At 69.2% G+C, this 26725-nt stretch carries 22 protein-coding genes; 6 read left to right on the forward strand and 16 right to left on the reverse strand.

Going from position 1 to position 26725, the window contains the following annotated elements; genetic code table 11:
- Positions 1-9: 9 nt before the first annotated feature.
- From ACZ6YV_RS25485 to topA, 4 genes are all read right to left on the reverse strand, one after another.
- Entirely contained in the window at positions 10-1230 is a 1221-nt protein-coding gene (locus ACZ6YV_RS25485) for a hypothetical protein (RefSeq protein ID WP_465512005.1), read from the reverse strand.
- Positions 1231-1252: 22 nt separating this feature from the next.
- The gene (locus tag ACZ6YV_RS25490) at positions 1253-2026 is read right to left on the reverse strand and encodes an ESX secretion-associated protein EspG (protein WP_465512006.1); all 774 of its coding nucleotides are present in this window, start codon (positions 2024-2026) and stop codon (positions 1253-1255) included.
- On the reverse strand, positions 2019-2810 hold the full coding sequence (locus ACZ6YV_RS25495; RefSeq protein ID WP_465512007.1) for an ESX secretion-associated protein EspG: 792 nt from the start codon (positions 2808-2810) through the stop codon (positions 2019-2021). The genes ACZ6YV_RS25490 and ACZ6YV_RS25495 overlap by 8 nt, the downstream gene beginning before the upstream one ends.
- Before the next feature lie 253 nt (positions 2811-3063).
- Complete coding sequence (gene topA / locus ACZ6YV_RS25500) at positions 3064-6003, reverse strand: type I DNA topoisomerase (RefSeq protein ID WP_465512008.1); 2940 nt, start codon at positions 6001-6003, stop codon at positions 3064-3066.
- 269 nt (positions 6004-6272) lie between these two features.
- Here topA and ACZ6YV_RS25505 point away from each other — a divergent pair, with 269 nt between their 5' ends.
- A complete protein-coding gene (locus tag ACZ6YV_RS25505) occupies positions 6273-7085 on the forward strand; it encodes a S1 family peptidase (protein ID WP_465512009.1) in 813 nt (270 codons plus the stop codon).
- A 55-nt stretch (positions 7086-7140) separates the two neighbouring features.
- Here the strand turns inward: ACZ6YV_RS25505 and ACZ6YV_RS25510 are convergent, their stop codons facing one another.
- The 4 genes from ACZ6YV_RS25510 to ACZ6YV_RS25525 form a co-directional block, all read right to left on the reverse strand.
- On the reverse strand, positions 7141-7752 hold the full coding sequence (locus ACZ6YV_RS25510; protein WP_465512010.1) for a hypothetical protein: 612 nt from the start codon (positions 7750-7752) through the stop codon (positions 7141-7143).
- A 34-nt stretch (positions 7753-7786) separates the two neighbouring features.
- Positions 7787-8371: a hypothetical protein gene (locus ACZ6YV_RS25515; protein WP_465512011.1), complete on the reverse strand. Its 585-nt coding sequence runs from the start codon at positions 8369-8371 to the stop codon at positions 7787-7789.
- 104 nt (positions 8372-8475) lie between these two features.
- Positions 8476-9027 (reverse strand): hypothetical protein, encoded by a 552-nt coding sequence (locus ACZ6YV_RS25520; RefSeq protein ID WP_465512012.1) that lies wholly within the window; start codon positions 9025-9027, stop codon positions 8476-8478.
- A gap of 118 nt (positions 9028-9145) precedes the next feature.
- Positions 9146-11440, reverse strand: coding sequence for a sodium-translocating pyrophosphatase (locus ACZ6YV_RS25525; protein WP_465512013.1), 2295 nt, complete (start codon positions 11438-11440; stop codon positions 9146-9148).
- 321 nt (positions 11441-11761) lie between these two features.
- On the opposite strand from ACZ6YV_RS25525, the gene ACZ6YV_RS25530 reads away from it, so the two are divergent.
- Positions 11762-14263 (forward strand): DEAD/DEAH box helicase, encoded by a 2502-nt coding sequence (locus ACZ6YV_RS25530; RefSeq protein WP_465512014.1) that lies wholly within the window; start codon positions 11762-11764, stop codon positions 14261-14263.
- Between the two features lie 25 nt (positions 14264-14288).
- Here ACZ6YV_RS25530 and ACZ6YV_RS25535 read toward each other — a convergent pair whose 3' ends face one another.
- The 8 genes from ACZ6YV_RS25535 to ssd form a co-directional block, all read right to left on the reverse strand.
- A complete protein-coding gene (locus ACZ6YV_RS25535; protein ID WP_465512015.1) occupies positions 14289-14915 on the reverse strand; it encodes a bifunctional DNA primase/polymerase in 627 nt (208 codons plus the stop codon).
- A 419-nt stretch (positions 14916-15334) separates the two neighbouring features.
- Positions 15335-15691 (reverse strand): Rv3654c family TadE-like protein, encoded by a 357-nt coding sequence (locus ACZ6YV_RS25540; RefSeq protein WP_465512016.1) that lies wholly within the window; start codon positions 15689-15691, stop codon positions 15335-15337.
- Positions 15688-16032, reverse strand: a complete 345-nt coding sequence (locus ACZ6YV_RS25545) for a TadE family type IV pilus minor pilin (RefSeq protein WP_465512017.1) — start codon at positions 16030-16032, stop codon at positions 15688-15690. Before ACZ6YV_RS25545 ends, ACZ6YV_RS25540 begins: the two co-directional genes overlap by 4 nt.
- Positions 16032-16205: a DUF4244 domain-containing protein gene (locus tag ACZ6YV_RS25550; protein ID WP_465512018.1), complete on the reverse strand. Its 174-nt coding sequence runs from the start codon at positions 16203-16205 to the stop codon at positions 16032-16034. The genes ACZ6YV_RS25545 and ACZ6YV_RS25550 overlap by 1 nt, the downstream gene beginning before the upstream one ends.
- A 15-nt stretch (positions 16206-16220) precedes the next feature.
- A complete protein-coding gene (locus tag ACZ6YV_RS25555; RefSeq protein WP_465512019.1) occupies positions 16221-16829 on the reverse strand; it encodes a type II secretion system F family protein in 609 nt (202 codons plus the stop codon).
- On the reverse strand, positions 16793-17533 hold the full coding sequence (locus tag ACZ6YV_RS25560; RefSeq protein WP_465512020.1) for a type II secretion system F family protein: 741 nt from the start codon (positions 17531-17533) through the stop codon (positions 16793-16795). Before ACZ6YV_RS25560 ends, ACZ6YV_RS25555 begins: the two co-directional genes overlap by 37 nt.
- The gene (locus ACZ6YV_RS25565; RefSeq protein WP_465512021.1) at positions 17530-18672 is read right to left on the reverse strand and encodes a TadA family conjugal transfer-associated ATPase; all 1143 of its coding nucleotides are present in this window, start codon (positions 18670-18672) and stop codon (positions 17530-17532) included. The genes ACZ6YV_RS25560 and ACZ6YV_RS25565 overlap by 4 nt, the downstream gene beginning before the upstream one ends.
- The gene (gene ssd, locus ACZ6YV_RS25570) at positions 18669-19742 is read right to left on the reverse strand and encodes a septum site-determining protein Ssd (RefSeq protein ID WP_465512022.1); all 1074 of its coding nucleotides are present in this window, start codon (positions 19740-19742) and stop codon (positions 18669-18671) included. Before ssd ends, ACZ6YV_RS25565 begins: the two co-directional genes overlap by 4 nt.
- A 594-nt stretch (positions 19743-20336) precedes the next feature.
- On the opposite strand from ssd, the gene ACZ6YV_RS25575 reads away from it, so the two are divergent.
- The 4 genes from ACZ6YV_RS25575 to ACZ6YV_RS25590 all read left to right on the forward strand — a co-directional run bounded on the left by ACZ6YV_RS25575 (position 20337) and on the right by ACZ6YV_RS25590 (position 26612).
- Positions 20337-21134 (forward strand): HAD family hydrolase, encoded by a 798-nt coding sequence (locus ACZ6YV_RS25575; protein WP_378245016.1) that lies wholly within the window; start codon positions 20337-20339, stop codon positions 21132-21134.
- Positions 21135-21754: 620 nt separating this feature from the next.
- Positions 21755-23560 (forward strand): glycoside hydrolase family 3 protein, encoded by a 1806-nt coding sequence (locus tag ACZ6YV_RS25580; RefSeq protein WP_465512023.1) that lies wholly within the window; start codon positions 21755-21757, stop codon positions 23558-23560.
- Positions 23557-24825 carry an exo-beta-N-acetylmuramidase NamZ family protein gene (locus tag ACZ6YV_RS25585; protein WP_465512024.1) on the forward strand — a complete coding sequence of 423 codons (1269 nt, stop codon included), beginning with the start codon at positions 23557-23559 and terminating at the stop codon, positions 24823-24825. The genes ACZ6YV_RS25580 and ACZ6YV_RS25585 overlap by 4 nt, the downstream gene beginning before the upstream one ends.
- A gap of 11 nt (positions 24826-24836) precedes the next feature.
- Positions 24837-26612, forward strand: coding sequence for a serine hydrolase domain-containing protein (locus tag ACZ6YV_RS25590; RefSeq protein ID WP_465512025.1), 1776 nt, complete (start codon positions 24837-24839; stop codon positions 26610-26612).
- Positions 26613-26725 lie beyond the last annotated feature (113 nt).

A 26725-nucleotide genomic window follows, 5' to 3' on the forward strand; every position in this document is an offset into this window, starting at 1 on the left:
ACCACCTCACTACGGAATGTCCTCTGCTTCCAGGGTAACCACCTCGGCCCGTCGCGCATCCGCCCAATGGGCCAGATAAATGTCACGCGCCGCGAGGCTGATCTTCACATCTTCCAGCAAAGGCTCGAAGAAAGAACGCCGGTACCGGGCATCTGTCGCGGTTGATGCGGCGAAGTACAAACCGGAGAAAACGGCAAGGAAAAGGGAGACATTGATCAGCGCGGAACTCACCGGGAGGGGGACACCCAGCAGTGTTCCGGGCGGTGATTCCCGGCCGGCGAACTCCGTCACGACCTCCGGCCGGAGGATCAGCACCCCGAACACGATGAAGAAGGCGAACACCAGCACCCCGAACGCCACGATCTGCACCGCCTGGGCGAAGAAGAGCACCAAGGCGATGTTCAGCCGCTCCGTCTTCGCCAGCGCGCGCCGCCGCGGCGGGGGTGTGTCGTCGTCGAACGGCGTGCCGCGCAGGACGGCCGCCCCCGGCTCCACGGTCCAGGACTTCAGCTCCTTCATCTCGTCGGACAGCATCGACGCCAGGAACACCGCGCCGATCAGGACGAGGAAGCCGATCACCAGCCACAACCGCCCCGGGTTCAGCCCTTCGACGGCCTGCCACAGCTCGGCGGTGAAGAAGCTGAACATCACCACCAGCAGAAGCAGCGGCAACGCCCTCGACGCCAGGGTGCCGATCGCCCTGACCTGCGACACCGCGCTCCGCGCCGCCCAGGTCAGGATCGAGCCGACGCCGATCCGCACCAGCAGCATCAGCACGGCCAGCGCGACGAGGTTGGTGAGCACGGCGACCCAGAGCGGGTTGTCCCACGACACCAGCCCGGTGAGACGTTCACCGAGCGGCAGCACCAGCACCCAGAAGCCGATCGTCGCCGCCATGACGGCCAACCGGACCCGGGTGCGGTTCAGCCCCCGGAGCAGCTTGACCATCAGGCGACCGGCGATCACCGGCACCACGAGCACGGCGAACGCCAGCGCCAGCACGCCGAGGACGTACGCGAGCCCGCTGTCGCGCATCCGCGCTTCGAGTACGTCCTCGGGGACGTCGAGCAGTTTCAGCAGCCCGGCCAGCAGCAGGTCGAGCAGGCACAGGAACACCAACCCGGGCGTCGAACGGCGCAACATGCCCGCTCCGCGCCTCCGCCGATGGATGACCATCGGCAGCCCTCGCCGCCGGAACCACGCGTCGGCCGCCCGATGGTCCAGATCCATTCCCGCCCCCTCGTCCCGGCGGCTACGTCCGGCTCAAGTCCACCGCCTCGTGCAGCCAGCCCGCCAAAGCCCGGCGGTCCATTCCACCGAACATCAGCCACCCTTCGGAAGGGGCGGCGTACACCACGAACCTCCCCAAATCGTTGTCGACGATCACGAATCCGTAGTCCGGGTACTCGGCGTTCAGTCCGCCGAACGCGACCAGATCGAGGATCGCCGTCCCGGTCCGGGGACGGTCGAGTGTGTCGGCGACCAGGCCGACCTCTTCCTCCTGACCGGGCAGCGGCACGCCGTGCCCGTCGATCCTGATGCGCATCGGCTGCGTCTCACCGGCGGGGACGTGCGGGAGCCCGCCGAAGACACGGGCGCCCAACTCGCCGAAGTCACTCAGGCTGAACGTGGTCCGCCGCCCCGATCTCATCCGCCAGACGACGGCCTGGTGCCCGTCGCCGTAGCAATCGACCCGCACCGCACGGGGCGCGGACGCGAAGACGCCGGTGAGGACGCCTCGCACCGAACCCCGCAGCATCACGCCGTGCATCTGGAGCGCGGCTGGATGGATCTCGCCGTTCTCCATCAGCCCGGCTTCTTCGAGCATCGCCGCCTTGGCCGCGTATCGCTCGGCCTGGGTGACGAGATCCGCCGGCTCGTCGTAGGACGGGCACAGACGGCGGATCTCGTCGTCGGTGATCTCCGGGTCGTAGCCCAGATACACGCTCCGGCGCTCGGGCACCGCGCGGAGCACCGGCGCGGCGGCGCGCCTCATCAGTTCCTTCACCGTCTTCGGTTCACGCATGGTTCTGCACCGCCTTCACGATCCATTGCTCGGCCATCGACCGGCTGGCCGGGCCCCAAGTGAGCGTCCAGCGGCCGTCGGCGTCCATCGCCGCGCTGAACTGGTATCGGCCGAGGTCGTTGTCCACCAGGCCGAAAGCGCCGTGCGGATACTCGGCGAGGATGGAGTTCCGCACCGCGAGATCGACGAGGACCGTGCCGTGACGCGGCCGCGAAGCACCCGCACGGATCACCTCGACGGCTTCCCGGGCCTGCACCGGGATCAATCCGCCCGTGTCCGTTTCGATGCGCACGGTCTCGCCCGGCCCCGTCGGATGGTCGGGCAGCCCGTCGAACACCCAGCCCGGCAGCGCGCTGAGGAAACCGGACCGCAGCCGCGCTCGCTTGCCGAGCTTGTTCAGCACCGTGGTGTAGTCCTCGTCGCCGAAGAACCGGACCTCCCACGGCTCCTCACGCGACGGGAAGACCCCGGTCACCACGCCGCGGATGAACCCGCCGCGCAGCGCGCGATACAGCCCGACGGCCTCGGGCGTGACCTCACCACCGGGGGCCAGCCCGATCGTCGCCATCCCGCTCACGAACCGGGTGTACTGCTCCACCTCCTCGGCCAGGGTGAGCCCTGGAGTCGGCTCCTCGTCGGCCAGCACCGGCGGCACGGCGAGTTCCGGATCGTAGAACTCCATCACCGAGGGACGCTCCGGAACCTCGGCTGCCAGGGGCGCGATGACCTCGTCGATGACGTCGAAGACAGCGGTCGTTGATGTGCTCACCTGACCATTGAACACCCTGGTACCGACAATTTTTAGAACTTCTGTTCGAATGGGTGAGGCTGGTCTGTGAGCGGTCGGCGAGCGGTCGCCGGACGACAGATCCGTTCCGCTGAGCCCCCTCGCTTCGTCGGCGAGCGCAGCGGTGCCGGCCGGTCGAACGCGTCGCGTGCCGGGGCTCTGTTTTCACCCGTCCCCGGACGCCATGAAGGGTCCTTGTAGGACGAAATTCGTCCTACAAGGACCCTTCATGACACTTGCGGTAAGTGAGCTACTTCGTCTTCGTGGCCGTCGAGCGCGCAGCAGGCTTCTTCGCCGCCGCGGTCTTGGTCGCCGCCGTCTTCGTCGCGGCCGTCTTGGTGGCCGCGGTCTTGGTCGCGGTGGTCTTCTTGGCCGCGGTCGTCTTGGTGGCCGCCGTCTTCGACGCCGCCGGCTTCCGCGCCGGAGCCTTGCGCTTGGGCGCGGGGCCCTTCGCGCGCTTCTCCGCCAGGAGTTCGGCACCGCGCTCGGCGGTCAGCTCCTCGATGCTGTCCGACTTCCGCAGTGTCGCGTTGAACTCGCCATCGGTCACGTACGGGCCGAAGCGGCCGTCCTTGACCACCATCGGCTTGCCGGACACCGGGTCGTCGCCCAGTTCCTTGAGCGGCGGCTTCGCGGTCGCGGACCGGCCACGCTGCTTCGGCTCCGAGTAGATCTTCAGCGACTCTTCGAGCGTGATCGAGAACAGCTGGTCCTCGGTCGTGAGCGAACGCGAGTCCGTGCCCTTCTTCAGGTACGGCCCGTAGCGCCCGTTCTGCGCGGTGATCTCGTCGCCGGATTCCGGGTCCTTGCCGACCACGCGCGGAAGCGAGAGCAGCTTCAGCGCGTCTTCGAGGTTCATCGTCTCGATCGACATCGACTTGAACAGCGAACCCGTACGCGGCTTCGGCTGCTTCGCCTTCGCGGCCTTCTTCTGCGCGGCTGTCGCGCTTTCGGGCAGCGGCTCCGGCTCGGGCAGGAGCTCGGTGACGTACGGGCCGAAGCGGCCTTCCTTCGCCACGATCTCGTGCCCGCTGACCGGGTCCTTGCCGAGCACGCGGCCTTCCTGCGGCGTCGCGAACAGCTTCTCCGCGATGGCCGGGGTCAGCTCGTCCGGCGGCATGTCCTCGGGCAGGTTCGCCCGCTGCGACGCGCCGTCGACCTCGCGCTCGAGGTACGGGCCGTAGCGGCCGACGCGCACGACGACGGTGTGGCCGTCGGCGTCGCTGAACAGCGGGATCGAGTTGATCTCGCGGGCGTCGATGTCCTCGACACCCGAGCCGACCAGCTTCTTGAGCCCACCGAGACGGCCGACGGAGCCGTCGACGCCCATGTCGCCACCGAAGTAGAACTTCGACAGCCACTGCGTCCGGTGCTCGTTGCCGGCGGCGATGCGGTCGAGCTCGTCTTCCATACCGGCGGTGAAGTCGTAGTCGACCAGCCGCTCGAAGTGCCGCTCCATCAGGCCGATCACGGCGAACGCGACCCAGGAGGGCACCAGCGCGGAACCCTTTTTCCAGACATAGCCGCGGTCCTGGATGGTCTTGATGATCGACGCGTACGTCGACGGGCGGCCGATCCCCAGCTCTTCCATCTTGCTGACCAGGCTGGGCTCCGAGTACCGCGCCGGCGGCGAGGTGGTGTGCCCGTCCGGGTTCAGCTCGGTGGCTTTCAGCGCCTGGTCCTTGACCAGCTGCGGCAGCCGGCTCTGCTTGTCGTCCGCTTCGCCACCGCTCTCGGTGTCGACGGCCTCGACGTACGCCTTGAGGAACCCGGCGAAGGTGATCGTGCGGCCCGACGAGGCGAACGTGCACTCCTCGCCGCTGGTGGCGGTGCCGACGATGCGCACCGACATCGTGGTGCCCTTCGCGTCCGCCATCTGCGACGCGATCGTGCGCTGCCAGATCATCTCGTAAAGGCGGTACTCGTCGGTGTCCAGATCCTTCGCGACCTGGCCCGGCGTGCGGAAAACCTCGCCCGAGGGACGGATCGCCTCGTGGGCTTCCTGCGCGTTCTTCACCTTGCGGGTGTACTGGCGCGGCGACGGCGAGACGTATTCCTTGCCGTACAGCTGCGTCGCCTGGCTGCGCGCCGCCGAGATCGCCGACTCCGACAGCGTCGTGGAGTCGGTACGCATATAAGTGATGTACCCGTTCTCGTACAGCTTCTGCGCGATCCGCATGGTGCGCTCGGAGGTGAACCGCAGCTTGCGGCCCGCCTCCTGCTGCAGGGTCGAGGTCATGAAGGGCGCGTACGGCTTGCGCGTGTACGGCTTCTCCTCGACGCTCGCGACCTTGAAGTCACGGTTCTTCAGCGCCTCGGCCAGCCGGACCGCGTCGGCCTCGGCCAGCACGCGGATCTCGTTGTTCGAGGCCTTGAGCCGCCCGTCCGAGCCGAAGTCACGGCCGGTGGCCAGGCGCGCGCCGTCGACGGCGATCATCCTGGCCGGGAAGTTGCGCGGCTCGCCGTTCTCGGTGCCCGCGGCCGTGTTCTCCATCGTGGCCGAGATGTCCCAGTACGACGCCGAGGTGAAGCGCATGCGTTCGCGCTCCCGCTCGACCACGATCCGGGTCGCCACGGACTGCACGCGGCCCGCCGAAAGCTTCGGCATGACCTTCTTCCACAGCACGGGTGAGACCTCGTAGCCGTAGAGCCGGTCCAGGATGCGCCGGGTCTCCTGTGCGTCGACCAGGTCGCCGTCGAGCTCACGGGTGCTGTCGGCCGCGGCGCGGATCGCCTGCTCGGTGACCTCGTGGAAGACCATCCGGCGGACCGGGACCTTCGGCTTGAGCGTCTCCAGCAGATGCCACGCGATGGCCTCGCCCTCGCGGTCGGGGTCCGTCGCGAGGTAGAGCTCGTCGACGTCCTTCAGCAGGCTCTTCAGCTCGGTGACCTTGGACTTCTTGTCCGGTGTGACGACGTAGAGCGCCTTGAAGTCGTTGTCGACGTCGACACCCAGCCGCGCCCACGACTCACCCTTGTACTGGGCGGGCACGTCGGCCGCGCCGCGGGGAAGGTCGCGGATGTGTCCGACGGAGGACTCCACGACGTAGTTCCCGCCGAGGTACGGGGCGATCTTGCGGGCCTTGGTAGGCGACTCGACGATCACCAGCCGACGACGGCCGGCGCCGTCGTCCGACGCCGCGCTCTTCTTCGTCCGTGCTCCTGCCACGCTGTCCTGCTCTCCGCTCATCTTCGGCGCCTTCGCGCCGCCTCTCGACCCGTCAGTGTGCACGCTCGCACCGCCCCGACCACGGCTAGGTGGTGCAACACGCCGCCGATCGTGTGTCCAGCGCATCGCCGCTGACCTCGTCGATGTTTCCTTTCAACACCTAGCACGTGATGTCCGACACGTCCGCCTGGGGTACCGCGTGACGGGGTGAACACCCTCCGTTCGACGGTGGTGACACCGTGGCCGCCAACGCTTCACTTGATATCCACGCCGACCCGAAAGGACTCCACGTGACCCGACGACTCCTCGGCACACTGTTCGCCATGCTGACCGCATCCGCCCTGGTCGGAGCCGCCCCCGCGGAAGCGGCGACGACCACTTTCGCCGGAACCGTGGCCTTGTCGAACTGCTCCGGGTCGGTGGTCAAGCCGCCCGAGGCGAGCCTCGGCGACCCGGCCCTCGTCCTCTCCAACGGGCATTGCCTGCTGGAAGGTTTCCCGGAACCCGGAGAAGTACTCGTCAATCAGCCTTCATCACGGACCTTCAACCTGCTGTCCAAGGACGGCCGCTCGTCACTGGGCACGCTCAAGGCGAAGAAGCTGCTCTACGCGACGATGACCGACACGGACGTCTCGCTCTACCAGCTCAACACCAGCTACTCCAAGATCCAGTCGACCTACGGTATCGCCCCGCTGACACTCTCGCCGACCCGTCCGTCGGCAGGCGTCGCGATGGACGTGGTGTCCGGGTACTGGAAGAAGATCTACTCCTGCAACGTCGACGGCTTCGTCCACGAGCTGCACGAGGCGGACTGGGTCTGGAAGGACTCGATCAGGTACACCCCGGCGTGCAAGACGATCGGCGGGACCTCGGGGTCGCCGATCGTCGAGACCTCGACGGGCAAGGTCGTCGGCGTCAACAACACCGGCAACGAAAGCGGCCAGCGGTGCACGATGAACAACCCGTGCGAGGTCGACGCCGCCGGGAAGGTGACCGTGCGCAAGGGCATCAACTACGGGGAACAGACCTATCAGCTGACCTCCTGCCTTTCCCACAGTGAACTGGACCTGGCGAACCCGAACTGCAAGGCACCGAAACCCTGACTTCTCTCGCCTCGCCGAGTGCTATGAACGGCCCGTTCATAGCACTCGGCGGGGTTCAACCAGCGCGCACGACGGGCACCAAACTGGGCCAGGCGGGCTCCGCCCCGGCGGGCGCGTCCCCGATCAGCTCCAAGACGTGCGCGAGCCGACGCCGTCCGGTGACCCGCAACAGCGCCTCTTCACCCTTCTGCACCTTCGCCGGCACGCCCAGCTGGGCCAGCGCGACGATCAGCCGTTCATGCGTCTCCGGCGCCTCCGGATCGAGCGCGAGCAGGTAGCCGTTGCCCTGGGGGCTCCCGCCCGCCAGCGCCCACATCCTCAGCATCGCCCCGTCGAGCCGGAACCCGTCCGGCAAGACCTTCTTCTCACCACTGCGCCAGCGCTGCTCCAACGGCAGCAGATCGACCCGGAACGGCGTTCTCACGAGCGGCCGCCCGCATTCGGCGGCCGAGACCTGCGCCTGGACGCCGCGACGACGACATTCCCTGGCGAGGGCACCCGCCCGCCAAGGCTCGTCGACCACGGCGGACAGCCGTGCCGCCGTCCGCCCGAAGCCCGTCGTCCGCCCGGGCCCGCACAGCACTCCGGCGAGGTCGGCGAGCCCAGGCCCGCTCGCCTCCGCCGAGAAGAGCGAGATCGTCCCGTCCACCCGGACACAATAGAACACAAGTTCGAGTCATGGCCAGTGACAGCGCGATGACTCAGCGCGGTTGCTTGACCAATTCCTGGCAGACCGGGATCCGGCTGCCGGCCGAAGCGAGCTGAGGGACGTCGTTAAGGCCCCTGAGAAGGTCGAGGCGGTCGAGTTCGTCGAGAGAGGTCCTCGCGTCGCGAAGCGCCGTTTTCGTCGTCTCGGGGTCGGTTGAGGAGTCGAGACGGAGGCGGACGTCGTCGGCGCGGGCACTGATGCCGTCGAGCTGAGCGACGGCGGCCGCTCGTGAAGCGTCACCACCGGCGACAGGGGCCGGGCCGAGGTTCGCGAGCGCCGCCGAAGTGCGCTTCAGCCCTTCGACCACCGAGGCCATCAGCTCACCGGAGGTCCGGGAGGCCTGCTGTGGCGTGCTCGGATCGACGCTGGGCAACGTCGCCAGCGTCCGTACGAGTCCGCCCGCCGCGCCGCAGTATCCCTCGGCCCAGGCGGAGACGGGGTCGGCCTCCGACGCGCTGACCGTCGCGAGACCTTCTTGTCTGGCGTGGGAAGTCACCGCGGGCTGCTGCCCGCACCCGGCGAGGCCGAGCCCGATACCTGTTGCTAGCGCGGCAAGGACGGTGAACCGCGGCCGCACGAAAACACCTCCCGACCTCCACGACTTCCCAGCTGGCCCCCGACGGTACCGATACCGGGGGGCAATGCAAATCGCCGGGCGATCGACACGGCGGAAAAGAATGGTCAGGCGGGCAACTTCTTGCAGTTCGGGGCCTGTCCGGCCAAGTTCTTCAACGAAGCGTTCGTTTCCAGCTGTTGGAACGGGTCGGGCATGTCGTTGATGTCTGACCCGATTCGCCGGAACGCGATCGCGGCCTCCGCCGTGGCCTTTTTGTCGTCCTTCGGCGCGGCGTCGAGTTTCGCCTTCGCGGCGACGACCTGGTCCCGGATCGGTGTCAGCGCGTCGACGATGCTTTTGCGCGCGCTCTCGGCTTCCGCGCTCGGCGCCTGACCGAGCCCTTTCAGGCCGGTGACGGCGTTGTCGAAACCGGGCGCGAACACCCCGAAGGCCTCGTCCATCGCGTTGCGGGCGTTCGCGGGGTCGTCCTGCTCGAAGTCGGGCATCCTGAAGTCGCCGATCTTGGCGAAGTCGATCAGCGAGCCGCAAAAGCCGTCCATCCAAGAGCCGCCCGCGACGGGTGCGGGAGAAGGAGGCGGGGCGGTCGCGGTCTTCTCGGCACCACCGCAACCGGCCAGCAGGAAAGCGGCGGCGAAAAGCGCGAACGAACGCCTCATTACAGGGACTCCCCCGGATCAGGATCAGTGTGACGCGCAGAGATTAACCTGCCAGGACACCGCACTGGGCCCGCCACGGGAAACGTGGCGGGCCCAGTGGGTTACTGCTTTTACGGCGTTATGCCTTCGCTTCCGCGGGGGTGTCGGAAAGGACCGACGCGCGACGCTTGGAAACGACGATCGCGGCCACGATGATCGCGACGGCGACCAGCGAGATCCCGACCCGGACGCCGACGTTGGCGTCCGCGCCGATCGAGAACTGCACGATCGCCGGGGCGATCAGCACCGACACCAGGTTCATCACCTTGATCAGCGGGTTGATCGCCGGACCGGCGGTGTCCTTGAACGGGTCGCCCACGGTGTCACCGATGATGGTGGCCTCGTGCCCGGCGGAACCCTTGCCACCGTGGCTTCCGTCTTCCACGAGCTTCTTCGCGTTGTCCCAGGCGCCACCGGAGTTGGCGAGGAAGATCGCCATCAGGGTGCCGGACGCGATCGCACCGGCCAGGTAACCGGCGAGCGCGCCGGTGCCGAGGCCGAAGCCGACCGCGATCGGGGCGAAGACCGCGAGCAGACCGGGTGTGGTCAGCTCACGCAGCGAGTCACGCGTGACGATGTCGACGACGCGGCCGTACTCGGGACGGGTGGTGCCCTCCATGATCCCCGGGATGTCGCGGAACTGGCGGCGCACTTCGTAGACGACCGCGCCGGCGGCCCGGGACACCGCGTTGACCGCGAGACCGGAGAACATGAACACGACCGCCGCGCCGACGATCACGCCGACCAGGGTGTTCGGGCTGACCACCGAGTTCACGAAGAAGTTCAGCGCGCTCGTGCTGGCTTCCGCCGCCTCCGGGATCGACTTCAGCGCCTTGCTGATCGCGTCCTGATAGGACCCGAACAGCGCCGTCGCCGCGAGGACCGCCGTGGCGATCGCGATGCCCTTGGTGATGGCCTTGGTGGTGTTGCCGACCGCGTCGAGCTCGGTGAGGATCTGCGCGGCGTCTTCGTCGACGTCGCCCGACATCTCGGCGATGCCCTGCGCGTTGTCCGAAATCGGGCCGAAGGTGTCCATGGCGACGATGACGCCGACGGTGGTGAGCAGACCGGTACCGGCCAGCGCCACGGCGAACAGCGCGACGCCGCCACCGAGCAGGTACGCGCCGAAGACGGCCGCGCTGATGACCAGGGCGGTGTACACCGCGGACTCGAACCCGACCGAGATACCGGCCAGGATCACCGTCGCCGCACCGGTTTCCGAGGACTTGCCGACTTCCTTGACCGGCTTGTGCTCGGTGCCGGTGTAGTAGCCGGTGAGCTTGAGGATGATCGCCGCGAGCACGATGCCGATGATCACCGAGATGGTCGCGATGACAGCCGGGCTGCCGGGCTCGCTCGTGGCACCGCTGGTCAGCTCGGAGAACGAACCGGGCAGGTAGACGAACGCCGCGATCGTCGAGAGCACCGCGGAAATCGCCGCGGAGATGTAGAACGAGCGGTTGATCGTGACCAGACCGCCTTCGCTCGCCTTGGCCTTGGTGATGTAGACACCGATGACCGCGGTGATCACGCCGATGGCGGGAACGATGAGCGGGAAGATCAGGCCGTGCACGCCGAAGGCGGTGCTGCCCAGGATCAGCGCCGCCACGAGCATGACCGCGTACGACTCGAAGAGGTCCGCCGCCATCCCGGCGCAGTCGCCCACGTTGTCACCGACGTTGTCGGCGATGGTGGCCGCGTTGCGCGGGTCGTCCTCGGGGATGCCCTGCTCGACCTTGCCGACCAGGTCGGCGCCGACGTCGGCGGCCTTCGTGAAGATACCGCCGCCGACACGCATGAACATCGCGATCAGCGCGGCACCGAAACCGAAGCCCTCCAACACCTTCGGGGCCTGTCCGGTGTAAACCAGGACGACCACCGCGGCACCGAAGAGGCCGAGGCCGACGGTGATCATGCCGACGACGCCACCGGTGCGGAACGCGAGGCGCATCGCCTTTTCACGGCCGCCGGGCTCCCGCGAGGCGGCCGCGACGCGCAGGTTCGCCTGCGTCGCCAGCCACATGCCGAGATAGCCGATCGCGAAGGAGAAGCCCGCGCCGACCAGGAAGAAGAGCGACCTGCCGATCTTCTCGTTCCAGTCATCGGCCGGCAAAGCGAAGAGCAGCACGAACACGATTCCCCCGAAGATCACGAGGGTGTTGCGCTGCCGTTTCAGGTAGGCAGCCGCGCCTTCCTGCACTGCCTTCGCGATGTCCTGCATCTTGGAGGTGCCCTGGCCCGCGGCCAGCACCTCCTTGAGCAGTACGTAGCCGATGACCAGTGCGGCAAGGGCGACCACGGCGATTACACCGACAATGGTGTAACCACCTCCGGTGAGCGTGAGTTCGCCCGCCGCGAGGAACTGCCGGGACATTCGTCCTCCTGGAGACGTCGCCGTTGGCCAACGACGATCCGCCGATGGGACCGGCGGCCCGTGCGTTGGCATGGGGATCTGAACCGAATGTCACGCTAGTCGCACTGCAAGGTACGTCTCACATGACGCTCGCCACAGACGGTGTGGATTGCGGGAGTGTATTGGTAGTGGGATGGCGGACGGCAAGGCGTCCCTGCCACCGCACGTTCCGTTACCTTGTGAGTCTGATCACTGTATCGATCATCCGCGGCCCCCTTCCGGCGTCCGTTCGCCCCCGGCGGCGGCCCGTTTCTGTCGGTGCGTTGTGCGAAGCTTCCGAAGGTGGACGGCACGGCGGAATCCGGTAAGGGACGGCGGCTTCTCGACCGCGCGACGGCGGGAATCCCGGCTTCGCTGTACCCGGTCACGCATGTGGCCGAACTGCCCGCCCGCGCGGCGGATTCGGTGGACTGGCCGGAGTGGGTGTCGGCCGAAGTCGTCGAGGCGATGGGGGCGGGCGGGGTCGAGGCGCCGTGGCGGCATCAGGCGGAAGCCGCGTCGCTGGTCCATGCGGGCCGGCACGTCGTGATCTCCACCGGGACGGCTTCGGGCAAGTCGCTCGCGTACCAGTTACCGGTGCTCTCGGCGCTGGTCGAGGACGAGCGGTCTTCGGCGCTGTACCTGTCCCCGACCAAAGCGCTCGGCGCCGATCAGCTGCGCGCCGTTTCCTCTTTGGACATCAAGAAGGCGCGAGCGGCGTCGTTCGACGGTGACACCCCGATGGAGGAGCGAGACTGGGTCCGCGCGCACGCGAACTGGGTGTTCACGAACCCGGACATGCTGCACCGCGGGATCCTCTCGTCGCACGCGCGCTGGTCCCGGTTCTTCCGGCGGCTCTCGTTCGTCGTCGTCGACGAATGCCACAGTTATCGCGGCGTCTTCGGTTCCCACGTGGCGCTGCTGCTGCGCAGGTTGCGAAGGGTCGCGGCGTACTACGGCGCTTCGCCGGTCTTCGTTCTCGCGTCCGCGACGACGGCGGACCCGGCGGCGTTCGCCGCGAAACTCTCCGGGCAGGACTGTGTCCCGGTCACCGAGGACGGCTCGCCTCGCGGCGCCCGCACGGTCGCGCTGTGGGAACCCCCGCTGCTGTCGGAGATTTCGGGCGAGAACGGGGCACCGGTACGGCGCTCGGCAGGCGCCGAGGCTTCACGGATCCTCGCCGAACTGGTCATCGAGGGCGCTCGCTCGCTGGCGTTCGTCCGGTCGCGGCGAGGCGCGGAGCTGACGGCGATCGGCGCGCGGCGGATTCTGTCCGAAGTGGACGGTGCACTGGCGGAATCCGTCGCCGCGTACCGATCCGGGTACCTGCCGGAGGAGCGGCGCGCTCTCGAAGCGGCGTTGCAGTCCGGGCGGTTGCTCGGGGTGGCGACGACGAACGCGCTCGAACTCGGCGTCGACATCGCCGGGCTGGACGCGGTGGTGCTGGCCGGTTACCCGGGAACGCTCGCGTCGTTCTGGCAGCAGGCGGGCCGGGCCGGGCGCGCGGGCGACTCGGCTTTGGTCGTGTTCGTGGCCCGTGATGATCCGCTGGACACCTATCTCGTGCACCATCCGGCCGCGATCCTGGACAGGCCGGTGGAAGCCGCCGTCCTCGACCCGTCGAATCCGTATGTGCTGGGGCCACAGCTGGCCTGCGCCATCGCCGAACTCCCGCTGACCGAACCGGAGGTCACGGCCTTCGGCGGTGACGCGGCGCGTGCCGTGCTCGCCGATCTGGTCAAGGAGAAGATCGTCCGGCGCCGCACGAGCGGCTGGTACTGGACTTCGCGCGACCGGCCGCACGCCGAGGTCGGCATCCGCGGTTCCGGCGGCGAGCAGATCGCCGTGGTGGAAGCCGATTCCGGGCGCATGCTCGGCACGGTCGACCCGGGTTCCGCCTGCTACGCGGTGCATCCCGGCGCGGTGTACCTGCACCAGGGTTCGTCCTACGTGGTGGACGAACTGGATCTGGAGACCGGGCTCGCCCTGGTGCACGCGGAGGATCCGGACTGGACCACGTCACCACGCGAGATCGTCGACATCAGTGTGCTGCGCACCGAAGAGCGCCAGGTGCACGGCGGGATCACGGTGAACCTCGGCGAGGTTTCGGTGAGTTCGCAAGTGGTCGGCTACCTGCGGAGACGTCCGTCGGGTGAGGTGCTGGACCAGACTCCGCTGGACCTGCCGGAGCAGAGCCTGCACACCCGCGCCGTCTGGTACACGATCTCGGCGGAGCTGCTCGGCTGTTCCGACAGCTCCGGTGACTCCGATAGCTCCGGGGTTTCCGATGGCGTGGCGGGGACCGGGGGCCATCGGCGGGGGACCGAAGTTCTGGAGCCGGTGGGGACCGGAGGCTCCAGTGTGGGGACCAGGGAACTTGGCGGAGCACCGGGGACGAGCGCCGAGTTGGATCCGGCGCGCGTCCCCGGTGCCCTGCATGCCGCCGAGCACGCGGCGATCGGCCTGCTACCGCTGTTCGCTACTTGCGACCGCTGGGACATTGGCGGGGTGTCTACCGCGTGGCACGAGGACACCGGGGAGGCGACGGTGTTCGTGCACGATGGCCATCCCGGGGGTGCGGGATTCGCCGATCGCGGGTTTGCCGCAATTGTCCCTTGGCTGGCCGCAACGCGGGAGGCGATCGTTTCCTGCGAGTGCCCGGCCGGCTGCCCGTCCTGCGTCCAGTCGCCGAAGTGCGGGAACGGCAACGATCCGCTGGACAAGGCGGGGGCAGTGGCCGTTCTGGACACCGTGCTCGGGGCGTTGCGTCAGCACGGGTCCCAGTCAGGCCACTTGGAGCTTTGAAATTGTGGGGTGAATCGTGGGTTGATCAGGCGGCGGTGGTCAGGCTCGCCACGGGGGCGGCGGCCTGGTCTCCGGCCAGCGCACGGACGAGCACGTCGTGCACCTCGGCGGCCTCGGGCAGCTGCCAGCCCCAGACCTCGGGCTTGACCCGCCAGTGCACGACACCGTGCTGGAACGGCGACGGGGGCAGCGGGATGTAGTCGTTCGCGCCGTGCCACTGGATCGAGGCATGCTCGGCCAGTTCCCGCGGGATGCTCGCGGCGGCGGTGGTCAGGAACAGCCAGCGGCCGTTCGGCATCGCGACGATCGGCGCCGGGTGACCGGTGGCGCGCAGCAGACGGGCGGCGGCCTTGCCGAGCTCGTCGTCGACCTCGATGGCGTCCAGCACGGTGCCGGTGGCCACGAGCAGGCTGTGCGTGTCGTCGCCGAACCAGGTGGCGACCTCGTGCGGGTGGGTTTCGACCAGTTCACGCCAGTTGTCCTGGGCAGGGACGGGACGCCGCCAGGTGAGGTCGTCACCTTCCGCGGTGATCGCGGCGGGCTCGGCACCCGGGAGCACCGGCCAGCCACGCCATGCGAGGCCGATCGCCTCCGCCCGCATCTCGATACGGAAGGCGCCTCGCCAGCTGTCCGGCCAATTCGCGTCCAACATTACTGTCCCTGCCTCAGGTCAACTCTGTCCTGTGTGGTCCTGCTCTGCTGCCACCCGGCGACCTTCTCGAGGTGGTGCACATCTCAATAAACGGCAAGTTGCACATCGGGAGAAGACCTCACGCGACAACCGGCGGTTACTTAGCGATGAACGCGCGGTAGTGCGACAGGACGGACCGAAGGCCGGACGTCCGATTAACGGCCGTGCGCGACCGGTCCGGGGCCGTTCGTCGCAGCCGAGCTGGGCATCCTCCCCCCTGTGACCATGCTCACGACCGGCGGTAGGCGACCGTTCGGCGGAGCGCTGATCATGACTTCGACCGCTCGCCGCGCGTCAACGACCGCTGCTCGCGCTCGGCGGTTACTCACCCGTACGAAAGGCCGGTCACCGCCGGTCGACCGTTCACCGTGCGACGCCCGTCACGGTGGCCGGTCGACCGGGCCCGCTCTGGCGCGTGCCTCGGCCTGTCCGACGGACGCGAGGTGTCCCGACAGCTCTGACCGCACTTCGACCAGGGCGTCGCCTCGCACCCATCGGCAGGTCAGCAGCGAGACCGACATCCGGGCGGCGACCTGCCGCGCCCGTTCGCAGGCCGCGCCGGGACCGTCCGCCGCGGACGAGGCCGCGGCGAGTGCCGCCAGATCGGCGGCGGCCTCGGTGTGGTGCCGGGCCGTGACGGCGGCGCCGATCCGGAAGGTGAACGCCGCCACGCAGATCAGGACGGCGACGATCGAGGCTGCCCACACGGTCGCGACGCCGCGATCGTCCCCGCTCACGGCCCGCCGCCCGGCTCGGCCATCGCGAAGGCGTGAGAACGCAGCCGGATACCCGGCAGCAGCCCGGCCACCGGTTCGGCCTCGACAGCGGCGGTGATGGTGTCGCCTTCGCGGACGACGTCCAGCCGCGCGCCTGGTGGCGCGATCTCCCGCACCGCCTGTTCGGCACGGGCGGGCTGGCCACGGGCGAGGAGCCGGGCGGCCTCGCGGGCGGCGTCGGTGCAGCGGAGCTGATCGGTGGCGACGCCGATCCCGGCGAACAGCAGGGCCGCGACGAAGGTGAGCGCGCCGATGCCGAGCGCGGCCTCCACGGTGACGGATCCGCGGTCTTCGCCGGGCATCAGAACTTCACCGACAGGGCCCGCTCGATGAGCGCGGTGAGCCCGGCGACGACGGCCTCGCTGTTGACGACCAGGTAAAAGACGCCGGCCAGCGCGGCGGCGGCCAAGGTGGCGATGGCGTATTCGACCGTCGCCATGCCGTCGTCTTCGCGGAAGGTGGGGAGCTTGCTCATGGGTTCGCCTTTCGATCAGAGGAGGCCGTCGAGACGACCCGCGAGGCCGAGCACGACGGGCAGGACACCGAGACAGAGGAACGCGGGCAGGAAGCAGAGACCGATCGGTGCCGCCAGCAGCACTCCGGCCCGTTCGGCGCGTTCCTCGGCTTCGGCGGAGAGCGACTCGCGCAGCCTTTGAGCGAGGTCCTTCGCGTGCGTCGCGAGCGCGGTGCCCGCCCTCGCCGTGCGGACGGCGGCGACGGCCAGTTCGGTCAGGCCGGGCCGGTCGCGGACCGGCGCCCAGGCTTCGGCCGGTCCGACGCCCACGGCGAGACGCGACGCCACCGCGCGCAGGGCTACAGCGGTCTCCGGTGACGCCGTCGGCACGACGGCTTCGAGCGCGACGGACACCGGCAGCCCGCCCGTCAGGCAGGCGGCCAGCAGGTCGAGGGTGGCCGCGGACCGGAGAAGTTCGGAGACACCTTTGTCCCGGGCGGCCCGTTCCCGAAGCCAGGTGAGGAGACGTCCTGGCCGTGCGACCGACCCAGTACTGACGCGTGGCCAGCAGCAGGCGGCAGCGCCCAGCAGGATCAGCGCCGCCCCGGTCAGCACGGCGCCACCCGCCCGGTGAGTGCCCGGCACCAGGCTGTCCCCGCCCAGATCAGCCCGCTCCCCACAACGAGCAGCGACTGGCCGGCTCCTGTCCCGGAGAGAACGCGGACCGGGCTCGCACCCATCGCCTCACCGAGCGCCAGACAGAGCAGAGGGAGGACGGCGAGCACGGCGGCGCTCGCCCTCGGACCAGCCATCTTGGCCTTGAGACGACGCCGGAAGCCGATCTCCGCGTCGGCGTCCCGTCGCGCGGCGTCGAGCACGTCGGCCATCGGAAGCCCGTACCGGCCCGCGAGTGCCCACGCGTTCACCAGCGCCGGTGGCGCGTCCGGATCGGCCGTCCCGCCGCCGAGCCGGGCGGCCGCGATCAGCCCGCGCAACCGTCCGGACGCCGCGGGCACCGCTTCCGCGACGGCCTCGGCCGCCGCCACCGGATGGGCGCCCGCCCGGAGTTCGCCGGTCATCGTCCGCAGCACGGAGGCGGTGAGCCCGGCTTCGGCCAGCGCCGCCTTCGCCCGTGCCCGGAACCGGTGCTCCTGCCGGACGGTCAAGGTGAGCACCATCGTCGCCAGTGCCCAGCCGAGCCCGAGGAGCGGCAGGACGCATAACGCGGGCAGCGGCCACCAGCCCGCGCGAACGGCCTGAGGTAGGCGCCAGGCGAACGGAGTGCGCACCGACGGCCTCGGCCAGCAGGCCAGCCCCGCGCCACAGGAGAGGAGGAACCAGGGGTTCATGCCGCCATCTCCTCGAAGGGTGTCTCGTCGCCGATCCAGTTGCCCTGGCTCCAGACCGGGACGACGCTGGCCTCGCCTCGCAGTGACCGAAGGACGCCGACCTCGTCGAGCCGCCGGATCCCGCTCGGCAGGCGGCGCATGTGCAGGACCACCCGCACCGCCGCGGTCAGCTGGCTGTGCAGCGCGTCCCGCTTCAGCCCGCCGAGCGCGGCCAGCGCCTCCATCCGCGCCGGGACCTCCGCCGTCGAATTGGCGTGCAGGGTGCAGGCCCCGCCCTCGTGCCCGGTGTTCATCGCGTTGAGCAGCGCGCAGACCTCCCCGCCGCGCACCTCGCCGACGACCAGGCGATCCGGGCGCATGCGCAACGCCTGCCGCACCAGTTCACCGAGGCCGACTTCGCCCGCGCCTTCGACGTTGGCCGGGCGCGCGATCAGGCTGACGAACTGCGGATGGTCCGGCTGGACTTCGCCGGCGTCCTCGACGCAGACGATGCGTTCTCCCGGGGGCACCGCGCCGAGCAGCGCGGAGAGCAAGGTCGTCTTGCCCGCTCCGGTCCCGCCGGAGACCAGGAACGCGAGCCGTCGCCGGATGACCGAATCGAGCAGGTTCGCGCCGCTGGTGCCGAACGCCCCGCGCAACCGCAGTTCGGCGAGGTCGTGGGTGGCGGGCCGGAGGACGCGGAGCGAGAGAGCTGTCCCGGCGGGCGCGATCGGCGGGAGGACGGCGTGCATCCGGATCCGTCCCGGCGGGCCCACTCCCGGCAGCCAGCAGTCGGCGAACGGTTGCGCGTCGTCCAGCCTCCGCCCGCCGGCGAGGGCGAGCCGCTCGGCCAGTCTGCGGACCGCTTCCTCGTTCGCGAAAAGGACTTCTGTCTTTTCAGGACCTCCGCCGGTGTCGACCCAGACCTCGTCCGGAGCGGTGACGAGAACGTCGGTGACGCCGGGCTTCGCGAGAAGCGGCGCGAGCGGACCGGCACCGACGAACTCGTCACGGGCCAGCCGGACCGCTCCGAGGACCGCGTCCTGACCGAGCGCGCCGCCCGCTTCGGCGCGGACGGCCCGCGCGACGCTCACCGGATCCGCCGGGAAGGCCGATCCGGCCAGCCGCCGCCGGACCCGCTCGACCAGTTCGTCGGTCATCGCAAGGCACCGGCCAGATCCCCGCGCGCGGCGGCGAGGACCTCGGCGGCGGCCGTGGCCAGACGTCCGCGACGCCTCGGGACGAACTCGCCGCGATCGAGGGCGGCCGAAAGGGACCGCTCGCGGCCCATCGACGTGATGAGCGGGGCACCGACGGCGTCGGCGATCTCCTGCGGGACCAGCCCGGCGGGCGACGGACCCCGGACCGCGACACCGATCCGCGCCGCGTGGGGTTCGAGCCTGGCGAAGACCTGTTTCGCCGCCGCGCAGGCGCGGAGTTCCGAGGGGACGACGACCACGACCAGATCGGCCAGCCCGATCACAGCGGATGTTTCGGCGCCGAAATACCTCGGCAGATCGCAGACCACCGTCCGCCCCGCCCGCCGTCCGGCGCACAACACGCCCTCGATCGCGTCCGGCCCCGGACCGCGCCCTCCTCTTCCATAGGACACAAAGGACAGTGAGCCGCTCGCGTACCTTTTCCGCGGCAGTGCTTCGCTCAACGCCGTCATGGACACCCTGCCGCCGAGGTCGAGCTCCGGCCAGCGCGGCCCGCGATCGCGTTCGGCGGCGAGGAGGACGTCGACACCGCCGCCGAGCGGATCGCAGTCGACGAGCAGCCCGCCGCTCCCGGATTTCTCCGCCCGGTACGCGACGGCGGCCGCCAGCACGGAGGCCCCGGCTCCACCCCGCCCGCCGATGACCCCGATGACGACGCCGTCGTCACGCGCCGGGCCGTCGACGACGTCGGCGAACTCGCCGATGAGGTCGCCTTCCTCGTCCGGCAGCGAAAGGACCTTCTCCGAGCCGGTGTTGAAGGCACGCTCCCAGGTCACCGGGGTCGGCGCGCCCTTGCAGACGAGCAGGACCTTGTTCCGCCGCAGCAGGCGGTTCGGCGCTCTCGCGGCCTCTTCGTCGAGCACCACGAGCGGCGCGCGGGCCCATCTCCCGCGAGCGGCGTCCAGATCGGGTGCGCGGTCGACCTCGCAGCCCGCGGCCGCCGCCACACGCAGGATCTCGTCGAGCAGGATGTCGTCTCCGGCGACGACGAGCGGATGTTCCTCGGTCATGGCTCCCCCAGGTATTCGGTCGGACTCGGGCGGTGACTCCACGGTCCCGCCGGATCCGGCCGCGCACAACACCATTCCTCGCCACCTGTGGACAACTGGGGTGTTGTGGACAACTCAGCCGCCGGAAACCGGATTCCGGGCGTTTCCGTCGGCCCTTTCCGGCATGATTCCCGGCTTTTCCACGCCGAGCGCGCCCGCACCGTTCCAGGTCGAACCGGGCAGGAAAAGTGTTGAGAGAAAAGAAAGTTTACGAACAGCGGCCGGTTCGGCCTTGCCCCAGCGAGGTTTCCGCGACCGATGAGGTCTGAACCATTGATGGGTTGGGAAGTTAGGAGGCGGCCCTCGCCAGGGGGGAGGGACGAGGGCCGCCTGGGGTTCAGCCCCGGGGGGTCGGACTGAACCTGGGTCCGGTGCTACACCGGACAATCTCACTGTAACTCCGATACCGGCCCGTTGCGGGCGGCCTCCGTACCCACAATTCGATAACGGCACGACGCGCCGGATCGGGGGTGCGGTCGTGAATTTTCCACCGCCGTATCCCGATCGTGGTCGACCAACGGGCGCGCGACCGTCCGGCTCTCCTATCCTTGGCGGGTGGCCCAACCCAGCACGACGCAGAGCCCTGTCGCGGCGTTCTTCGATCTCGACAAGACGATCATCGCGTCCTCGAGCGCGCTGGCCTTCAGCAAACCTCTTTTGCGCGAAGGCCTGATCAACCGCCGAGCCGCCCTTCGCAGCGCGTACGCCCAGCTCGTCTTCTCCCTCGCGGGCGCCGACGCGGCGAAGACCGAGCGCATGCGGGCCGAGGTTTCCGCGCTGTGCGCCGGATGGGACGTCGCGCAGGTGTCCGCGATCGTCCGCGAAACACTGCACGACGTCGTCGACCCGCTCGTATACGCGGAGGCGGCGGAACTGATCTCAGCGCACCGCGCGGACGGTCACGACGTCGTGGTGCTGTCGGCGACCGGCGAAGAGGTCGTCGCCCCGGTCGCCGAGATGCTCGGCGCGACGCGCAGCGTGGCCACGCGGATGCAGATCGTGGACGGCCGCTACTCGGGCGAAGTCGATTTCTATTGCTACGGCGAGAACAAGGCCGTCGCCGCGAAGGAACTCGCGGCCACCTATGGCTACGACCTCACCCAGTGCCACGCGTACACCGACTCGAGCACCGACATCCCGCTCCTCGAGGTCGTCGGACGGCCGCACGCGGTCAACCCCGACCGCGTCCTGCGCAAGCACGCGACCGAACAGGGCTGGGAGATCCTCGCCTTCGAACATCCGATGTCCTTGCGGACCCGGATCCCGGCCCGGTCGGCGGGCCTGGTCGCGCTCGGCGCCGTCGCCGCGGGCGCCACCTGGTACGGCTACAACCGGCGCAAACGCACCCGCTGAACGCGCACCCGGACGGCGGTACGGAGCCGGTTTTCGCAGCCAGGGCGGCGAATTGTCCGTCGCGGAGGGTACCCGTGTCACTAGATCGAGCCTCTGTACCGGTGCACCCGTCTGCGCACTTGAAGTGACCCGGCTCACGGCGTAGAAAGTAGGTGCGGACGTTCGGTCGGCCAGGGAACAGGTAGAAGAGAAGCCTGTTCCACCCCGGCGAATCTCCGTGTGCGGACACCGGGTACCCACGCGCAGCGCGCCGCGGGAGGCTCGTCGTCTAGGGACTGCGTACCGGGACGCCGGACGCCGAGTCCATGAAGGTACGACCAGAGTTGCACGCTTGGTCGCCCGAGTGGTCCGCACTGACTGGCGGCGCCCGCCGGCTTCTTGCCGACGGGCGCCGCCAGTGTTTTACCCCTTTTTCACGTCGTGACCGGCCCGGTCACGCCCCGATGACACCCCTGCTTTCAAGCGTGACAGGCCCGTTCGCGTCCCTTTGTGTATGAACGGACCGTTCGCGAGCCTGGCCGATGGACAAGCAAAGTGCTCGTGGGTAGCTTCCGGATATCAGTGCTTCCAGGTGGACTTCTTTCCACCTGAGAGTCAGGCACGAATCTGGGAGGCTTGAGGTGACGACCCGAACCGCGCACGCCCGTCATCGGAGGATCCATGCGCTCGCCTTGCCCCTCGCGGGTCTGCTCACCCTGGCCGTCGCGGGTGTTCCGGCGACCGCTCAGCCGGTGACCGCGGACGCGGAGGCTCAGCGGACGCTGCGCGGGCTCACTCTGGAGGAGAAGGTCGGCCAGCTGTTCGTCACGTGGGTGAACGGCAAGACCGCCGACGAGGTCAACGTCAAGAACAAGGCCGACTTCGGAGTGGACACTCCCGCGCAGGTGATCGAGAAGTACCACCTGGGTGGTGTCATCTACTTCAACAACACCAGCCGCGACAACTTCGACGACCCGGTCCAGGTCGCCAAGCTGTCGAACGGGCTCCAGCGGGCCGCCATCCGCAGCGGCGCCCGCATTCCGTTGCAGATCGCGACCGACCAGGAAGGCGGCACGGTCACCCGCATGGGTGCCCCCGCCACCGAACTGCCGAACGCGATGGCGATCTCGGCGGGCCGTGACACCAAGGCCGCCCAGGAAGCCGCTCGGATCCTCGGTCACGAACTGCGCGCCGTCGGCATCAACCAGGACTTCGCCCCCGACGCCGACGTGAACTCGAACCCGGCGAACCCGGTGATCGGCGTCCGGTCCTTCTCCGGCCGCCCGGATCTGGCGAGCCAGTTCGTCGGGGCCCAGGTCAAGGGTTTCCAAGACTCCGGACGGCGCTCCGAAACGGTGTCCGCCGCCGCGAAGCACTTCCCCGGCCACGGCGACGCGGCCACGGACAGTCACCTCGAACTGCCCCGGATCGACCGGAGCGAAGCCAGCTGGCGCGAGACCGACGTGCCGCCGTTCAAGGCCGCCATCAAGGCGGGCATCGACTCGATCATGAGCGCGCACATCCAGTTCCCCAGCCTCGACCCGTCGGGCGAGCCCGCGACGCTGTCGAAGCCGATCCTCACCGGCAAGCTGCGCGAAGAACTGGGCTATCGCGGCGTCGCCATCACGGACTCGCTCGAGATGGACGCGGTGCGCGCGATGCACACCGACGCGGAGATCCCGGTACTCGCGCTCAAGGCCGGCATCGATCAGCTGCTCATGCCGGTGAACCTCGAAGTCGCGATCAACTCGGTGCTCGACGCTGTCCGCAAGGGTGAACTGACCGAGCGGCGCATCGACGAGAGTGTCCTGCGGGTGCTCAAACTCAAGCTGAACCGGGGCATCCTGACCTCGCCGTTCGTCGACCCGGCCAAGGTGATGTCGAAGGTCGGCGTCCCGGCCAACCTCGCGACCGCGCAGGGCATCGCCGACCGGTCGGTCACCGCGATCCGCAACGACGGCGGCGTCCTGCCGCTCAAGCAGCAGCCCGCGAAGACGCTCGTCACCGGTTGGGGCGCGAGCACGACGACAGCGCTGGCCTCGAAACTCACCGCGCACGGAACGCAGGCGACCGCGCTGCAGACCGGTCAGACCCCGACGGACGCGCAGATCGCGCAGGCCGTCGCGGCGGCGAAGGACGTCGACCTCGTCGTGGTGCTGACCAACAACGTCGGCACGTATCCGTTGCAGGGCAAGCTGTTGCAGGCGCTGACCGACACGGGGAAGCCCGTGGTCGCGGTCGCCGCCCAGATCCCCTACGACGCCGGTTACGAAAACCCGGTCAAGACGTGGCTCGCGACGTACGGCTACATCACGCCGTCGCTCGAGGCGCTGGCGAAGGTCATCCTCGGGAAGGTGAAGCCGCAGGGCAAGCTGCCGGTGGACGTCCCCGCCGGCAAGGACGTGGGCACGGTGAAGTACCCGTTCGGTCACGGGCTGACCTGGTGAACCTCAACCGCCGCCACTTCCTCGCCACCGGCGCGCTCGCGGTCCCCGCGCTGACGGCGGGCTCCTCGGTCGCGCGGGCGCAGCCGGAAAGCGAGAGCAAAGGTCCCCCGCTCACCCGGACCGGAGCGGACGTGCTCGCCGCCCGCGGCTGGGCGGCGCTGGCCGGGCGCAAGCTCGGTGTGCTGTCGAACCCGACCGGCGTACTGGCGAGCGGCGACCACATCGTCGACTCGATGGTCGCCGCCGGGGTTCGGCCGCTCGCCGCTTTCGGGCCGGAACACGGCTTCCGCGGCAGCGCGCAAGCGGGTGGCTCCGAAGGCAACTACACCGACCCTCGCACCGGCGTGCCGGTGTACGACGCGTACGGCGCCGACGCGACGAAGCTCGCCGGGATGTTCACGAAGGCGGGCGTCGACACCGTCGTCTTCGACATCGCCGACGTCGGCGCGCGGTTCTACACCTACATCTGGTCGCTGTACACGGCGATGGTCGCGGCGGCGAAGGTCGGCGCGGCGGTCGTCGTGCTGGACCGGCCGAACCCGCTGGGCGGCAAGGCCGCCGGGCCGATGCTGGACCCGGCGTACGCCTCGGGTGTCGGCCGGAAGCCGATCGTGCAGCAGCACGGCATGACCGTCGGCGAGCTCGCGCGGTTCTTCGCGGCCGAGTTCCTGCCCGCCGAGGGCGTCACGCCGGGCAAGCTCGAAATCGTCGAGGTGCGCGACTGGCGACGTGATCAGCTCTTCGACCGCACCGGGCTGACCTGGATCCCGCCGAGCCCGAACATGCCGACGCCGGACACCGCGCTCGTCTATCCCGGCACCGGGATGTTCGAGGGCACCGTGTTCTCCGAAGGCCGCGGCACCACCAGGCCGTTCGAGATCATCGGCGCGCCGGGCCTCGACTGGCGCTGGCGCGAAAAGCTCGGCGAACTCCGGCTTCCCGGGGTGAAGTTCCGCGAGACGTACTTCGTGCCGACGTTCGGCAAGTTCGTCAACGAACCCTGCGGCGGTGTGCAGGTGACGATCACGGACCCGCGGGCGTTCGACGCCATCCGCACCGCGGTCACCATGTTCGTCACCGCGAAACAGGTGCACCCGGACAAGTTCAAGTGGCGCCCCGACAACTTCCTCGACAAGCTCTCCGGCTCCGACAGGCTGCGCACGATGATCGACAAAGGCGCCGGGGCGGACGAGATCGTCGGGTCCTGGCAGGCGGAGCTGGCCGAGTTCGACCGGAAACGCCGTCGCCATCTTCTTTACCGCTGAAGGGAACGGCCTTGCATGCTAGGAAGATCCTGATCGCGGCTGTTTCCGTGCTGGTCGCGGCGACCACGCTGTCGACGGCGGGAGCACAGGCGATTCCGGGTACCGGAGAACAGGGAGACCGCGCGGCGGGCCGGTTCGACAAGCCGCGCGCAGGTTTCGCGCCCGCGTCCACCGTCCTGCGGGACGGCGCGCCCTCCGAGGTCGGCCTCGACCCGGAGCCGATCAAGGCGGCCGAACGGTTCGTCGAGAGCTGGACGAAGCCGGACTCCACAGGGCATCCGCACTTCTCCGGCGCTGTCGGCCTGCTCGCGCACGACGGCGTTGTCGTCGAGCGCCAGGCCGTCGGCGGTGCCGTCCGCTACGCCGACGCGAACGGCACCGAACTGCCACCGGAGCAGCAGGTGCCGATGCGCGCGGACACCATCTTCGACATGGCCTCGATCTCGAAGCTGTTCACCTCCGTCGCGGTGATGCAGCTGGCCGAGTCGGGCGCGCTGGACATCACGGCGCCGGTGGTGCGGTACCTGCCGGAGTTCGGGGTGAACGGCAAGGAGGCCGTCACCGTCCAGCAGCTGCTCACCCACGTCTCGGGTTTCGCCGCGACACCGCTGCCGTCGCTGTGGGAGGGCTACCCGGACATCCCGTCGCGCCGGAAGGCCGTCCTCGACAGCCCGCTGAAGAACCCGCCGGGCAGCACGTACCTCTACTCCGACATCAATCTGCTGACGCTCGGCTTCCTGGTCGAGAAGCTGGCCGGGGCACCGCTGGACAAGGTCGTCCAGGACCGCATCGCCGGGCCGCTCGGCTTGGCCGACACCGGGTACAACCCGCCGGCGTCGAAACTGGCCAGGGTCGCGGCGACCGAGTACGCGGTGAAGCCACCACGGGGTCTCGTGCGCGGTGAGGTCCACGACGAGAACGCCTGGTCGCTGGGCGGCGTCGCCGGGCACGCGGGCGTGTTCTCCACCGCCGGCGACATGGCCGTGCTGGCGCAGACGATCCTCAACGGCGGCGCGTACCGCGGTCACCGGATCCTGCGGCAGGAGACCGTCCGGGCGATGCTGACGAACTACAACCACAAGTTCCCCGACAACGCCCACGGGCTCGGCTTCGAACTCGACCAGCCCTGGTACATGGGCGCGCTGTCGGCGCCCTCGACGGCCGGGCACACCGGGTTCACCGGGACCTCGCTGGTGATCGACCCGCTGTCGAGGTCGTTCGCGATCCTGCTCACCAACCGCGTGCACCCGACGCGGAACTGGGGCTCGATCAACCTCGCCAGGGAGACGTGGGCGAGCTCGCTCGCGAAGGCGATGGCCGTCCGCCCGGTGCGCGGCCGCGACGCGTGGTTCAGCGGCGCCGGGGACGTCTTCACGGCCACGCTCACGACGCCGCCGTTACAGAGCCGTGGTGGCCCGCTGAAGGTCTACTTCGACACCTTCGTGGACACCGAAGGGCCGTCGGACTCGCTCTTCCTGGAAACAAGTACCGACGGCGGCGCCACCTGGAAATCGATTACTGTGCGTGCAAGCGGACCGGGCGCCCCCGCGGGGGACCAAACCGGCCTCGGCGGGCATGGCCATCGGGCCTGGTGGCAGGTCGCCGCCGAGGTGTCGCAAAGCTCACAAATCACCCTCCGTTGGCGTTACACGACCGATGCCCGTTACACGGGACGTGGAATTTCCTTGGACGGTGTGAAAGTCACTGAACGCGGCCACATACTGCTGGACAGTGAGCATAATCCCCCTACTTTCGCAGCTACCGGGTGGAAGTTGAGCGCTAGGTAGTCAGGCGGTTTCAAATCGCTGACCGAACTGCCCCGTTGACCGGGATACAGCCCCTTGCGTCGCGACACTAAGTTGCCAAGTCGTTAGCTCGACCTCGTTAACGGCTGCGACCT

The organism is Amycolatopsis sp. NPDC102522, from assembly GCF_055584485.1.